The organism is Streptomyces sp. NPDC007084 (assembly GCF_040703595.1).
Taxonomy (GTDB): domain Bacteria; phylum Actinomycetota; class Actinomycetes; order Streptomycetales; family Streptomycetaceae; genus Streptomyces.
In genome coordinates this window covers 21,459-35,634 of sequence record NZ_JBEYFY010000014.1, presented here as the reverse complement: position 1 = coordinate 35,634, position 14,176 = coordinate 21,459, and the positions used below count along the sequence as shown (strand labels likewise).

Genomic DNA, 14,176 nt, shown 5'->3' with positions numbered 1-14,176 from the left:
AGGGCTCCTCCGGCGCTTCGCCGGTCAGGCCGCCGGTTCCACCCCGGCCCGCAGCAGGCCGTAGGTGTAGGCGTCCTCCAGTGCCTGCCAGGACGCGGCGATGACGTTCTCGGCCACGCCGACGGTGGACCACTCCCCCGTGCCGTCGGAGGTGGCGATCAGGACGCGGGTGGTGGAGGACGTGCCGTGCTTGCCCTCCAGGATGCGGACCTTGTAGTCGACCAGCTCCAGCTTGGCGAGCTGGGGGTAGATCGTCTCCAGGGCCACCCGCAGGGCGCGGTCGAGGGCGTTGACCGGGCCGTTGCCCTCGGCGGTGGCGACGATGCGCTCGCCCTTCGCGAAGAGCTTGACCGTGGCCTCGTTGGCGTGGGTGCCGTCGGGGCGGTCCTCGACGATGGCGCGCCAGGACTCGACCTGGAAGTAGGAGCGGGCCCGGCCCTCGGCCTCGGCGCGCAGCAGGAGTTCGAAGCTGGCGTCGGCCGCCTCGTACGTGTAGCCCTCCAGTTCGCGCTCCTTGACGCGGGCGACGACGCGGGCGACCAGTTCGCGGTCTCCGCTGATGTCGACGCCGAGTTCCTTGCCCTTCAGCTCGATGGAGGCGCGGCCCGCCATGTCGGAGACCAGCATCCGCATGGTGTTGCCGACCTGCTCGGGGTCGATGTGCTGGTAGAGGTCGGGGTCGACCTTGATCGCGGAGGCGTGCAGGCCCGCCTTGTGGGCGAAGGCCGAGACTCCCACGTACGGCTGGTGGGTGGAGGGGGTCAGGTTGACGACCTCGGCGATGGCGTGCGAGATCCGGGTCATCTCCCGCAGGGCGCCCTCGGGCAGCACCTTCTTGCCGTACTTCAGCTCCAGGGCGGCGACGACGGGGAACAGGTTGGAGTTGCCGACCCGCTCGCCGTAGCCGTTGGCCGTGCACTGGACGTGGGTGGCGCCCGCGTCGACGGCGGCCAGGGTGTTGGCGACGGCGCAGCCCGTGTCGTCCTGGGCGTGGATGCCGAGCCGGGCGCCGGTGTCGGCGAGGACGGTGGCGACGACGGCCTGGACCTGTGCGGGGAGCATCCCGCCGTTGGTGTCGCACAGGACCACGACGTCGGCGCCGGCCTCGGCCGCCGCGCGGACGACGGCCTTGGCGTAGCCGGGGTTCGCGCGGTAGCCGTCGAAGAAGTGCTCGCAGTCGACGAAGACGCGGCGGCCCTGGGAGCGCAGGTGGGCGACGGTGTCGCGGACCATCTCCAGGTTCTCTTCCAGGGTGGTGCGCAGCGCCAGCTCGACGTGCCGGTCGTGGGACTTGGCGACCAGGGTGATCACCGGGGCGCCGGAGTCCAGGAGTGCCTTGACCTGCGGGTCCTCGGAGGCCTTGCCGCCTGCCCGGCGGGTCGCGCCGAAGGCCACGAGCTGGGCGTGCCGGAAGTCGATCTCCTGCCGGGCGCGGGCGAAGAACTCCGTGTCGCGGGGGTTGGCGCCGGGCCAGCCGCCCTCGATGAAGCCGACCCCGAAGTCGTCCAGGTGCCGTGCGATGGCCAGCTTGTCCGCCACGGTGAGGTTGATGCCCTCGCGCTGCGCGCCGTCGCGCAGTGTCGTGTCGAAGACGTGGAACGCGTCGTCCAGCTCGCTGGTTTCCGTCATGGTCTCAAGGCTCCTGTGTTGAATCTCGGTCTACCGGAATGACCGGCTCCACCGTCCCCCAATGATCCCGCGCGCGGCGCTCCCGGCTGAAGGTGGGCCAGAAAAGCGAAAAACCCCTCGCGGGTGCGAGAGGTCTGCGCGCGGGTCGAGAACGACGGTGTCCGCCCGTACCTGGTCGTACAAGGCGGTCACTGCGGACCGGCGCGCCTGCTGCCAATAATCGTGGCGAACGAGAGCACGGGGGCAGTCTGGCACAGAGCACGGGCCCGCTCACGGGGTGTCTCAGGATGCGAGCACCCTTCCGGACGGCGCGGGCGCCCCGGGGTCCGGCGGAGGCGGGCGCTCCGGGGCTTGGCGGGGCGGGAGCGCCGGGCCTGGCGGGGTGGGCGCTCCGGGCCTGGCGAGGCGGGGGCTCCGGGCCTGGCGAGGCGGGCGCTCCGGGCCTGGCGAGGTGGGCGCTCCGGGGCCGCGGGGCGGGTCAGCCCAGTGACTCGTCGAGGAACTCGCGCACATGGGAGAGCACCCGCTCGCGGTCGGTGCCGCGCAGGCCGATCGCCACGTGGATGGAGAAGCCGTCGAGCAGGGCGCGCAGCCGGGCGGCGAAGCGGTCCGGGTCGACGGCGCGGAACTCGCCGCGCGAGATGCCCTCGGCGAGCAGCGCGACCAGGTCCCGGTGCCAGGCGCCCTCGATGGCGACCTGCCGGTCCCGGGCCTCCTCGGCGGCGTTCTGCGAGCGGTTCCAGACCTCCAGCCAGAGCGTCCAGTGCGGGTCGCGGTGGCCGTCGGGGACGTACAGGTCGACATAGGCGTCGAGCCGCTCGCGGGCGGTGCCGCGGGCGGCGAGCAGCCGGCCGCGCTCGGCGCCGAGCCGGCCCTCGCTCCACTCCAGGGTGCGCAGCAGCAGCTCGTCCTTGGTGCGGAAGTAGTAGAGGAGATGGCCGCTGCTCATGCCGACCTCGCGGCCGAGCGCCGCCATGGTGAGCTTCTCCAGACCGCGATCGGCGATCATCTCCATGGCGGCGGCGAGGACCTCCTCGCGCGGCGGCGCGTTCCTGCGCGCACCGGCCATCCGTGACTCCCGTGTTCAGACCTTCGGCTGCTGCTGGGTGATGCAGTGGATGCCACCGCCGCCCGCGAAGATCGTACGTGCGTCGACCAGGGTCACCGTCCGCTCCGGGAAGAGACGGCGGAAGACGCCCGCGGCGATCTCGTCGCGCGGGTCGTCGAAGCCGCACAGGACGACGCCGCCGTTGCAGAGGTAGTGGTTGATATACGAGTAGTCGGCCCAGTGCCCGTCGGCCTCCAGGACGGTCGGGGCGGGCACCTCGACGACCTCGATGGCGCGGCCCCGCGCGTCGGTCTGGCCCCTGAGGAGCCCGATGACCTCCCGGCTGACCTCGTGGTCGGGGTGGGCCGGGTCCTGCTGGGAGTGCGCGACGATCACGCCCGGCCGGGCGAAGGCGGCGACGATGTCGACGTGGCCGAGGGTGCCGAAGCCGTGCGGGGGGTAGTCGCCGGTCAGGCCGCGCGGCAGCCAGATCGCCTTGCGGGTGCCGAGCTGGGCGTGGATCTCCGCCTCGACCTCCGCGCGGCTCCAGCCGGGGTTGCGCTCGGGGCCGAGCTGCACGGTCTCGGTGAGCAGCACGGTGCCCTCGCCGTCGACGTGGATGGCGCCGCCCTCGTTGACGAGCCGGGAGGCGTACGTCTTGGCGCCGGCCAGTTCGGCGACCTGGGCGCCGATCAGGCTGTCGTGCTCCCAGCGGGCCCAGTCCTGGGCGCCCCAGCCGTTGAACGTCCAGTCGACGGCGGCGAGTTCGCCCTGTCCGTTGGTGAGGAAGGTGGGGCCGATGTCGCGCATCCAGGCGTCGTCGAGTTCCCGCTCGACGGTGTCGACACCGGGGCCGAGGAGGGCGGCGGCGGCCTCGGACTGGCCGGGGCCGCAGACGACGGTGACCGGTTCGAAGCGGCGGACGGCGCGGGCGACGGCCGCCCAGGCGGCGCGCGAGTCGGCGAGGTCCTCGGGGTTGTCGAAGGTGGGGTTGGGGCCCGGCCACGCCATCCAGGTGCGCTCGTGCGGGGTCCACTCGGCTGGCATACGGAAGCCGTCGGCGGCAGCAGACATGGTGTTCCTTAGTGGCGGGGTCGGTTACAGGAAGTACAGGCGGTTGAGGGAGACCGAGTCGGCGGGCTCGGAGCGCAGCGGGTCACCGTCGAGGGTGACCAGGCCGGTGCGCTGGTCGACATCGACCGCTCCGGTACGGGAGTTGAGGCGCAGGTCGGCGGGGCCGATGCCGCGGGTGCCGCGGACGGCGACGCGGCGGCGGCGGGTCGGCATGGTGTCGTGGCCCTGGTCGAGCGCGGCCTGTGCGACGAACGCCACGGAGATCTCGGCGGGGGTGGCGCCGTGCGCGCCGAACTGCGGCCCGAGGACGAGGGGTTCGCAGGTGTCGGTGGCGGCGTTGGGGTCGCCGACGACACCGTAGGCGGGGAAGCCCGACTTCAGGACGAGCTGCGGTTTGGCGCCGAAGTACTCGGGGCGCCACAGCACGATGTCGGCGAGCTTGCCGGTCTCGATGGAGCCGACCTCGTGGGCCAGGCCGTGGGCGATGGCCGGGTTGATGGTCAGCTTGGCCATGTAGCGCAGGACGCGTTCGTTGTCGTGGTCCTCGGGCGCCCCGAACTGGGCCTTCATCTTGCCGGCCATGGCGAAGGTGCGGCGGACGGTCTCGCCGGCCCGGCCCATGCCCTGGGCGTCGGAGGAGGTGATGCCGATCGCGCCCAGGTCGTGCAGCACGTCCTCGGCGCCCATCGTCCCGGCGCGGATGCGGTCGCGGGCCATGGCGGCGTCGCCGGGCAGGTCGGTCTTCAGGTCGTGGACGGAGACGATCATGCCGTAGTGCTCGGCGACCGCGTCCCGGCCGAAGGGCAAGGTCGGGTTGGTGGAGGACCCGATGACGTTCGGGACGCCCGCCATCTTCAGCACGTTGGGCACGTGTCCGCCGCCGCAGCCCTCGATGTGGAAGGCGTGGATGGTGCGTCCGTCCAGCACCTTCAGGGTGTCCTCGACGGACAGGCACTCGTTCAGCCCGTCGCTGTGCAGGGCCACCTGGACGTCGTGTTCCTCGGCGACGCGCAGCGCGGTGTCCAGGGCGCGGGTGTGGGCGCCCATGTCCTCGTGGACCTTGAAGCCGGAGGCGCCGCCCTCGGCGAGCGCCTCGACCAGCGGGGCGCCGTCGGAGGACGAACCCCGGCCGAGGAAGCCGATGTTGACGGGCCAGGCGTCGAAGGCGCCGAAGGCGTGGCGCAGCGCCCAGGGCGAGTTGACGCCGACGCCCCACACGGGGCCGAACTCCTGGCCGATGACGGTGGTGACGCCGGAGGCGAGCGAGGCCTCCATGATGCGCGGCGAGAGCAGGTGCACGTGGGTGTCGACGGCTCCGGCGGTGGCGATGAGTCCCTCGCCGGAGACGATGGAGGTGCCGGTGCCGACCACCACGTCGACGCCGTCGAGGGTGTCGGGGTTGCCGGCCCGGCCGATCGAGCAGATCCGGCCCTCGCGGATGCCGATGGACACCTTGCGGACGCCCTGCGCGGCGTCGATCACCACCACGTTGCTGATGACGACGTCGCAGGTGTCGCGGACGGCGGCGGCCTTCAGGTGCAGTCCGTCGCGGGCGGTCTTGCCGAAGCCGGCGAGGAACTCGTCGCCGGGGAGCTGGGCGTCGGACTCGACGCGGACGGTCAGCCCGGAGTCGCCGAGCCGGATCCGGTCGCCGGCCCGGGGGCCGTGCGTGGCGGCGTACTCGTGGGGGGTGAGGCGGCGGGCCTCGGCGGGGTGTCCTCCGGGGCGGCTCATCGCCCGGCCTCCTTCTCGCGGGTGTCCGGTACGCCGAGGTAGCCGCAGGCGGCGGCCCGGCGCAAGGCCTCTTCCTTCGCTCCGGGCGCGTCGAGGGGGCCGTCGACCAGACCGGCGAAGCCGATCGCGACGCGGGCGCCGCCGACCGGCACGAGACCGACCTCGGCGCTCTCGCCGGGGCCGAAGCGGACGGAGGACCCGGCGGGGACGGCGAGCCGCATGCCGTAGGCGGCGGCGCGGTCGAAGTCGAGCCGGGGGTTGGCCTCGAAGAAGTGGAAGTGGGAGGTGACGGAGACGGGCACGGCCGCGGTGTTGGTGACCGTCAGCCGCACCGCCGCCGGGGGCTCGGTGTGCGCGGGCGCCGGGAGCAGCGCGCCGGGGGCGTCCTCGCCGAGTCCGCCGCCGATGGGGCCGGTGACGACCGCGAGCCGGGAGCCGTCGTCGAAGACGGCCTCGACGTGCACCTCGGTGACCACGTCGGCGACGCCGGGCAGCACGTCGTCGGGGCCGAGGACGGACCGGGCCGCCTCGATCGCCTCGGCCAGCCGGGCGCCGTCGCGGGCCTTCTCGCAGACGGTGTCCGCGATCAGCGCGGTGGCCTCGGGCACGTTGAGCCGCAGTCCGCGGGCCTTGCGGGCGCGGGCCAGTTCGGCGGCCGAGAACAGCAGCAGCCGGTCACGCTCCGTGGGGGTCAGTCGCACGCCAGGACACCTCCTCGCCTTCCTCCATTTAGAGCATCACTCTAAACGCGGATTTCATGGAAGGGAAACATTGACGGGTGAGCGTTCCAGACGACACATTGAACGTCGCTCTAACTTTGTGAAGCGAGCGGTACCAGCCCCGGGCGGCCGTCGAAGGAGACCAGCCATGCCGATTGAACAGCGCGGAGTCGACACGATCCCCGACGAGGAACGCACCAGCGGACCTGGCGACCTCAAGTCGATCCTGCTCGGCTCCAACCTCTGCCTCGGCGTGATCATCTTCGGCTGGCTGCCGCCCTCCTTCGGGCTCGACTGGTGGTCCTCGGTCAGCTCGATCGTGGCAGGCACCGTGGTCGGCACCGCGCTCACCGCGCCGCTCGCCCTGGTCTCGCTGCGCACCGGCACCAACCTCTCCACCTCCTCCGGCGCCCAGTTCGGCGTCCGGGGCCGGCTCGTCGGCTCGGTCGTCGGACTGCTCCTCGCCCTCGGCTACACCGCCCTGACCGTGTGGATCGGCGGCGACGTGATGGTGAGCGTCCTCGGCCGGCTCTTCGGCCTCGCGCCGAGCGGCGCCGCGTACGCCGTCGTGTACGTCGTGCTCGCCGCGGCCACCGTCGCCGGCGCGGTCTACGGCTACCGGGTGCTGCTCACCATGTCCCGCGCCCTCGCGATCGGCATGACCGCGCTGCTGGTGGTCGGCGTGATCGCGTACGCCCCGCACTTCACCACCGCCGCGATCCCGGAGACCGGCGGCTATCTGCTCGGCTCGTTCTGGCCCACCTGGCTGCTGGCCGCGGTGGCGGCGGGGCTGTCGGGCCCGATCGCGTTCATCACGCTGCTCGGCGACTACACCCGCTACATCTCCCCCGAGCGCCACTCCTCGCGCACCGTCCTGCACGCCACCTGGATCGGCCTGATTGCCGGCCTGCTGGTCCCCCAGCTCTTCGGCACCTTCACGGCGTACGCGGCCCACGCGGCGCTCGACTACGCGGGCCCGCTGGTCGCCGCCTCCCCCGGCTGGTACCTGGTGCCGCTGCTGCTGGCCGCCTCCGCCGGCTCGGTCGGCAACGCCGGTCTGATGCTCTACTCGATGGGCCTCGACCTGGACGCGATCCTGCCCCGCGCCTCCCGCGCCCGCGCCACCTGCTCGGTCGCCGTCGTCGCCATGCTCTGCGTCTTCGTCGGCCACTACGCCTGGAACGCGCAGTCCGCGATGACCTCGTTCGTCCTGCTGCTCACCGCGATCGGCACCCCGTGGGCGGTCATCACCCTGATCGGCTTCGCGCGCTGCCGGGGTGTCTACGACCCGGACGCCCTCCAGGTCTTCAACCGGCGCTCGAAGGGCGGCGTCTACTGGTACCGGGCCGGCTGGAGCGTGCAGGCCACCGCGGCCTGGGCGGTCGGCGCCTGCGCCGGTCTGCTCGCGGTCTCCCTCCCCTCGTACGAGGGCCCGCTGCTGAAGCTGACCGGCGGGGTGGACTGCAGCTTCCTGCTGTCGGGCCTGGTGGGCGGCCTCCTCTATGTCGCCCTCACCGCCCGCCAGGCACAGGCCCCCGCGACCGCGGCGGAGGAACTCGCCACGGCGGAGAGCGGAGCCTAGGCCCTGTCGTCGAATCCCCGCCTGCCCGCCGGGCGAACGACGGGGATTCGACGACGGGACCTAGGGTGTGTCGTTTGGATCAGGTGGCGCCGGAGTGCGGCGCCTTGTCGGCTGGGCCGAGCGGGGCAGGGTGCGTGCAGCTGCAAGGCGGAGGAGGGCGACGACGCGGAGCGTCGGCAACCGACGACAACGCCGCTGGGGGTACCCCCTGCTCGAAGAGCTTGGGGGAGTGCGTGCCCTGCCCCGCGACCCGCCACATGATCCAAACGACACGCCCTAGGAGCCCGACATGACGTCCCCGAACATGGGGTCGTCGCCCGACTTCCCGATGCCGACGGAGGACGCGCCGAAGCTCACCGAGCCGGTGGCCGTGATGCCACCGGCGGCACCGCGCAGCACCCACACGGCGCCGTCGTCGCTGTTCTCGCCGCCCGCGCCCACCGACAGGTCGGCCCGGCCGTCCTTGTCGTGGTCGGCGAGGTGGAGGGCGTCGCCGAACAGGTCCGACGACTCGTTGGCGCCCGGGACGCCCGCGGTGCCCTGGTTGAAGGACTGGGCGCCGGTCGCCTTCAGGCCGGAGGCGCCGCCGCGCAGCACCCAGACGTTGCCCGCGTGCGTGGCGGAGCCGATGCTCTCGAAGGCCGCGCCGACGGCGAGGTCCGGGTAGCGGTCCCCGTCGACGTCACCCGCCGCGAGCGCGCCGCCGAACGAGTCGTCGGACTCGTCCGTTCCCGGCACGCCCGGGGTGTCCTGGGTGAAGACGGCCGTGCGCGCCGGGTCGACGCCCGCCGCACCGCCGTAGAACACGGTGACGTAGCCGCCCTTCGCCGTCGGGTCCAGAACGGGGACAGAGTCGGTGCCGACGACCAGGTCGTCGTGCCCGTCGCGGTCGAAGTCGCCCGCCGTGAGCGCCCCCGCGTACCCCCCGCCCGCCTCGGTCTGGAACACCGGGCCGGCCGGGCCGCCCCGGTAGACGAAGTTCCCGGCGGAGGAGCCCACCACCACGTCGTCCGCCCCGTCGCCGTCGAAGTCCCCCGCGGCGAGCCGGACGGCGCCCTTCGGGTACGCGCCGGACTCGATCCGCGCGTCCAGGCGCAGCTTCCCGGCCGCGCCGCCTGACTTGGTGAAGCCGCCCTTGAAGATCCACACGTCCTTGCCGGTGGAACCGACCGCCAGATCGGCCTTGCCGTCACCGGTGAAGTCGCCGACGGCGAGCGACTGGCCGAACCGGTCGTGGCCCGCGGGATTCGGGTCGCTGACCGTCGTTCCGCCCGACAGCCCGGAGGCGCCGCCCCACAGGATCGTGACGGAGCCGCCGTCGACGTCGCCGCTGACGTCCTCCTGGGGGGTGCCGACCACGAGATCGCCGTAGCCGTCGCGGTTGAGGTCGCCGTGCGCGAGTGCGGTGCCGAAGCGGTCGGAGGTCTCCGAGGCGCCCGGCACACCGGAGGAACTCTGCGAGGTGGTCTTGTGCCGGGCGGCGCTGATGCCGCTCGCCGAGCCGTAGGAGACGACCACGGCGCCCGCCTTCGCCTTGCCGCCCGCGACGGCGCCCGGGGCGCCGGTCGCCAGATCCCGGTAGCCGTCGCCGTTGAAGTCGTCCCCGAGGCCCGAGGGGGCGGCGCTCGCGGCGCCGGGCAGGGCGATCAGCAGACCGCCCGCCAGGGCGGCCGCGACGGCGCCGGCGGCCAGGGCGACGGAACGCCGGGAGCGATGACGACGGTACTGGGACATGGGTTTCCCTCCAGAACATGCGTACGGCACGGAGTTGTTGACCTTCGATGTGCCTGAAGGGTTGTACGGGGATGGAGGGACGGCCGGGAAGACGCCGGGTCCGCGGCGGAGGGGGCGGCGCGGGGGCCGGAGGGCCCCGGTGACCGGACGGCTCCGGTGGCCGGGCGAGGGCCGGTGGCCGGGCGAGGGCCGGTGGCCGGGCGAGGACCGGGAAACGCCGGTGGCCGGGCGAGGGCCGGAAAACGCCTGTCCCCGCCCGGTCGTCCGCTCGCGCGGGGACTTGGCGGGGACTCGGGGCCGACGCGGGCGGCCCGGACGGGGCCGGGCCGGCGGGGTCAGCCCAGGCGGTGCATCCAGCCGTGGGTGTCCTCGGTGACGCCGCGCTGGATGTCGAGCAGGGCCTCGCGGAGCTTGAGGGTGACCGGGCCGGGCTCGCCGCCCGACTGCTTCCACTCGGCGCCGGCGCGCTTGACCGTGCCGACCGGGGTGATGACGGCGGCGGTGCCGCAGGCGAAGACCTCGGTGAGGCTGCCGTTCTCGGCGTCGGTCTGCCACTGGTCGATGGAGAGGCGGCCCTCCTCGGCGGTGTAGCCGAGGTCCCGGGCGACGGTCAGCAGGGAGTCGCGGGTGACGCCCTCCAGGATCGACCCGGTGAGGGCGGGGGTGACGATCCGGTCCCCGTACACGAAGTACAGGTTCATGCCGCCCAGTTCCTCGATCCACTTGTGCTCGACGGCGTCGAGGTAGCAGACCTGGTCGCAGCCCTTGGCGGCGGCCTCGGCCTGCGCGAGCAGCGAGGCCGCGTAGTTGCCGCCGGTCTTCGCGTCGCCCATGCCGCCGGGGACGGCGCGGACGCGGTCCTCGGAGAGCCAGATGGACACGGGCTTCACGCCGCCCGCGAAGTAGGCGCCGGCGGGCGAGGCGATGACGAGGAAGAGGTACTCGTTGGCCGGCTTCACGCCGAGGCCCACCTCGGTCGCGATCATGAACGGGCGCAGGTAGAGGGACTCCTCGCCGCCGTGCGCCGGGACCCAGTCGCGGTCCTGCTGGACCAGCACGTCACAGGCCTCGATGAAGGTCTCCACCGGCAGCTCCGGCATGCCGAGCCGGCGGGCGGAGGCCTGGAAGCGGCGGGCGTTCTTGTCGGGGCGGAACGTGGCGACGGAGCCGTCGGGCTGGCGGTAGGCCTTGAGTCCCTCGAAGATCTCCTGCGCGTAGTGCAGGGTCATGTTCGCCGGGTCGAGCGAGAGCGGTCCGTAGGGAACGAGCTGCCCGTCGTGCCAGCCGCGGCCCTCCGTCCACTTGATCGTCACCATGTGGTCGGTGAAGTGGCGGCCGAACCCCGGGTTGGCCAGGATCGCCTCGCGCTCGGCGGCGGAGAGCGGGCCGGCGGACGGCTTGAGCTCGATCGTGGGCTGCGTCATGAGTGGTTTGTCCTTCACCGGTGTGGATGTGACGGGCCGCGCTCACGCCCGCACTGCCAGTGGCCAGTGGTAGGACGTCCGAGCATTCCCTCATTCCGCGGCTCCGCGTTCGATTATCGCCCAGCGGAGGACCGCGGGGGAAAACGGCGGATATGGCGGCCCGGGGAGGCCCAGGGATTGATGGTGGCACCCGGCGAGGGCAGGGCAAAGCCGCCGGGTGCGGATGCGACCCGGCGGCTGCTACGTGACGTAGGCGGTGCGGCGGGTCAGCCGGCTACGCGTACGGCCAGCGCGTCGCCGATCTCCTCGGTGCTGCGGGCCGGCTTGCCGACGCGCTCGGCGAGGTCGGCGGCGACGGCGTCCTCGATGCGGGCGGCCTCGGTCTCGTAGCCGAGGTGGCGCAGCAGGAGGGCGACGGACAGGACGGTGGCGCTGGGGTCGGCCTTGCCCTGGCCCGCGATGTCGGGCGCCGAGCCGTGCACGGGCTCGAACATCGAGGGGAACTCGCCGCTCGGGTTGATGTTGCCCGAGGCGGCGACGCCGATGCCGCCGGAGACGGCCGCGGCGAGGTCGGTGATGATGTCGCCGAAGAGGTTGTCGGTGACGATCACGTCGAAGCGGGCCGGGTCGGTGACGAGGTAGATCGTCGCCGCGTCGACGTGGATGTAGTCGGTGGTGACCTCGGGGAACTCCGTGGCCACCTGGTTGAAGATGTTCGTCCACAGGTGGCCCGCGAAGGTCAGCACGTTGTTCTTGTGGACCAGCGTGAGCTTCTTGCGGGGGCGGGCCTGGGCGCGGGCGAAGGCGTCGCGGACGACCCGCTCGACACCGAAGGCGGTGTTGACGGAGACCTCGGTGGCGACCTCGTGCGGGGTGCCCTTGCGGATGGTGCCGCCGTTGCCGGTGTACGGGCCCTCGGTGCCCTCGCGGACCACGACGAAGTCGATCTCGGGCTGCCCGGCGAGCGGGGTCTGCACGCCCGGCAGCAGCTTCGAGGGACGCAGGTTCACGTGGTGGTCGAAGGCGAAGCGGAGCTTGAGCAGGAAGCCGCGCTCCAGGACGCCGGACGGGACCGAGGGGTCGCCGATCGCGCCGAGCAGGATGGCGTCGTGCTTCTTCAGCGCTTCGAGGTCGGCGTCGGTGAGGGTCTCACCGGTGGCGTGGTAGCGCCGGGCGCCGAAGTCGAAGTCCTTGGTCTCCAGCTTCACGTCCTGCGGGAGGACGGCGGAGAGGACTTTGAGGCCCTGGGCCACGACTTCCTGGCCGATGCCGTCACCGGGGATCACTGCGAGATCGATGCTGCGAGACATGACGGCACCGTACTCCTTGTCCCATGGGATGACACACGATGTCCGCCATCCGGACAGTCGAGTCCCGGAGCACGCCCACCCTTCGACCGGTGTTCACCCGTATGTATGACGGCTGTTGGCGCGCGCTGGGAACTTTCCAGACATGACCGCTCCTTCCCGGGTGACTCCCCCCGAGCCCCCCGTCCCCGACGTCGGCATCCCGCGCCAGCTCGCGGACAGCATGAGCATGGCGGAGCAGTACGAGTACCTGCGCGCGAAGCTGACCCGGCGCCGGGCGCTGGTGTCGGCGAGCGCTTTCGCGGGCGGCGGGCTGCTGGCCGGCTGCGCGGGTTCCGGTCCCAGGAGCCGCCCGGGGGCGGCCGGACCGGCGGCGCGTCCGGCCACCGGCCGGGTGCCGGGCTCGGCCGTCACGCCGTTCGGCCGCCATCTCGCCTTCGGCGCGGACCCGAGGACCCAGATGCGGATCTCCTGGCAGGTCCCCTCCGCCGTCCGCAAGCCGTTCGTCCGGGTGGGCCTGACGCCCTGGTCGCTGAGCCGGCGCATCGAGGCCGAGGTCCGCGACCTGCACACCCCGGGCGTGGCCGGGCAGCGGCTCGCGCTGGACCAGTACTACCTGCACGCGGCGCTCGACGGGCTGCGCCCGGGGACGACGTACTACTACGGCGTCGGCCACGAGGGCTTCGATCCGGCGGGCAAGGCGCGTCACGCGACGCTCGGCCACTTCCGTACGGCGCCGGCCCGGCCGGAGAAGTTCGTGTTCACCGCCTTCGGCGACCAGGGGGTCACCCCGGACGCGCTCGCCAACGACAAGGTGCTGCTCGGCCGGGGCCCGGCGTTCCACCTGCACGCGGGCGACATCTGCTACGCGGACGGGATCGGCCACGGCGAGCGGTCGGACATCTACGACCCGGCCGCCTGGGACCTGTTCCTGAAGCAGACCGAGACGGTGGCGCGCTCGGTGCCGTGGATGGTGACGACCGGCAACCACGACATGGAGGCCTGGTACTCGCCGAACGGCTACGGCGGCCAGTCGGCGCGCTGGTCGCTCCCCGACAACGGCTTCGACGCCAAACGGGCGCCGGGCGTCTACTCGTTCGCCTACGGCAACGTCGGCGTGGTCGCGCTGGACGCCAACGACGTGTCGTACGAGATCCCCGCCAACCTGGGCTACTCGGGCGGCCGGCAGACCGCGTGGCTCGACCGGCGCCTCAAGGAGCTGCGCGGGCAGGTCGACTTCGTCGTGGTCTTCTTCCACCACTGCGCGTACTCGACGTCGACGCACGCCTCCGACGGCGGGGTGCGCGACGCCTGGCTGCCGCTGTTCGCCCGGCACCAGGTGGACCTCGTGATCAACGGTCACAACCACGTGTACGAGCGGACGGACGCGATCAAGGGCGGCGCGGTGGGCCGGGCGGTGCCGGTGGGCGCGACGACCGACCCGACCCGCGACGGCATCGTGTACGTCACGGCGGGCGGGGCGGGCAAGAGCCTGTACCGGTTCCCCATCGGGGTGAAGGACAGCTACGAGCGGAGGGTGCTGGACCGCGAGTCCGTGGAGACCTTCCACTGGACGAAGTCGGGGAAGCGGAAGCCGGACACGGTCGAGTGGTCGCGGGTGCGGTACACCGGCTACTCCTTCCTCTCGGTGGAGGCGGAGGCCGGTCCCGCGCCACGGCTCACGGTGTCGGCGCTGGCGCAGAACGGCGAGCGGATCGACCACTTCGTGGTGCGGCGCGGCAGTTGAGCCAGGGCGGGCGCGGGGCACCCATCACCGGCGGCCGGGGCGGCACACGGCATGGAACACCGGGGGGTGGCGCAGAACGTGACCGGGGCGCGGCGCAGGACGTGAGCGGGGCGCGGCGCAGGACGTGACCGAGGTGCGGCACGGGGCGTGGGCCTCGCGCCGCACCTTCGCGGGCGGC

At 72.8% G+C, this 14,176-nt stretch carries 10 protein-coding genes; 2 read left to right on the top strand and 8 right to left on the bottom strand.

The features are described 5' to 3' along the window. Positions 1-24: 24 nt before the first annotated feature. The 5 genes from cimA to ureA form a co-directional block, all read right to left on the bottom strand. Positions 25-1,629: a citramalate synthase gene (gene cimA / locus AB0912_RS14580; protein ID WP_366699414.1), complete on the bottom strand. Its 1,605-nt coding sequence runs from the start codon at positions 1,627-1,629 to the stop codon at positions 25-27. Between the two features lie 478 nt (positions 1,630-2,107). Then, complete coding sequence (locus tag AB0912_RS14575; protein WP_366699411.1) at positions 2,108-2,698, bottom strand: TetR/AcrR family transcriptional regulator; 591 nt, start codon at positions 2,696-2,698, stop codon at positions 2,108-2,110. A gap of 15 nt (positions 2,699-2,713) precedes the next feature. After that, a complete protein-coding gene (locus tag AB0912_RS14570) occupies positions 2,714-3,751 on the bottom strand; it encodes an agmatine deiminase family protein (RefSeq protein WP_366699409.1) in 1,038 nt (345 codons plus the stop codon). A 24-nt stretch (positions 3,752-3,775) separates the two neighbouring features. Then, positions 3,776-5,485, bottom strand: coding sequence for an urease subunit alpha (locus tag AB0912_RS14565; RefSeq protein ID WP_366699401.1), 1,710 nt, complete (start codon positions 5,483-5,485; stop codon positions 3,776-3,778). Further along, positions 5,482-6,186: an urease subunit gamma gene (gene ureA, locus AB0912_RS14560; protein ID WP_366699399.1), complete on the bottom strand. Its 705-nt coding sequence runs from the start codon at positions 6,184-6,186 to the stop codon at positions 5,482-5,484. Before ureA ends, AB0912_RS14565 begins: the two co-directional genes overlap by 4 nt. Before the next feature lie 166 nt (positions 6,187-6,352). Between ureA and AB0912_RS14555 the strand changes: the two genes are divergently transcribed. Continuing rightward, the gene (locus AB0912_RS14555; RefSeq protein WP_366699397.1) at positions 6,353-7,786 is read left to right on the top strand and encodes a cytosine permease; all 1,434 of its coding nucleotides are present in this window, start codon (positions 6,353-6,355) and stop codon (positions 7,784-7,786) included. A gap of 276 nt (positions 7,787-8,062) precedes the next feature. On the opposite strand, the gene AB0912_RS14550 is transcribed toward AB0912_RS14555, so the two are convergent. The 3 genes from AB0912_RS14550 to AB0912_RS14540 all read right to left on the bottom strand — a co-directional run bounded on the left by AB0912_RS14550 (position 8,063) and on the right by AB0912_RS14540 (position 12,254). Next, complete coding sequence (locus AB0912_RS14550; RefSeq protein WP_366699395.1) at positions 8,063-9,520, bottom strand: FG-GAP-like repeat-containing protein; 1,458 nt, start codon at positions 9,518-9,520, stop codon at positions 8,063-8,065. A gap of 335 nt (positions 9,521-9,855) precedes the next feature. Next, positions 9,856-10,944: a branched-chain amino acid aminotransferase gene (locus AB0912_RS14545; RefSeq protein ID WP_366699393.1), complete on the bottom strand. Its 1,089-nt coding sequence runs from the start codon at positions 10,942-10,944 to the stop codon at positions 9,856-9,858. Between the two features lie 266 nt (positions 10,945-11,210). After that, entirely contained in the window at positions 11,211-12,254 is a 1,044-nt protein-coding gene (locus tag AB0912_RS14540; protein ID WP_366699391.1) for a 3-isopropylmalate dehydrogenase, read from the bottom strand. A 142-nt stretch (positions 12,255-12,396) separates the two neighbouring features. Between AB0912_RS14540 and AB0912_RS14535 the strand changes: the two genes are divergently transcribed. Then, on the top strand, positions 12,397-13,998 hold the full coding sequence (locus AB0912_RS14535) for a metallophosphoesterase family protein (protein WP_366699389.1): 1,602 nt from the start codon (positions 12,397-12,399) through the stop codon (positions 13,996-13,998). Positions 13,999-14,176: the final 178 nt, after the last annotated feature.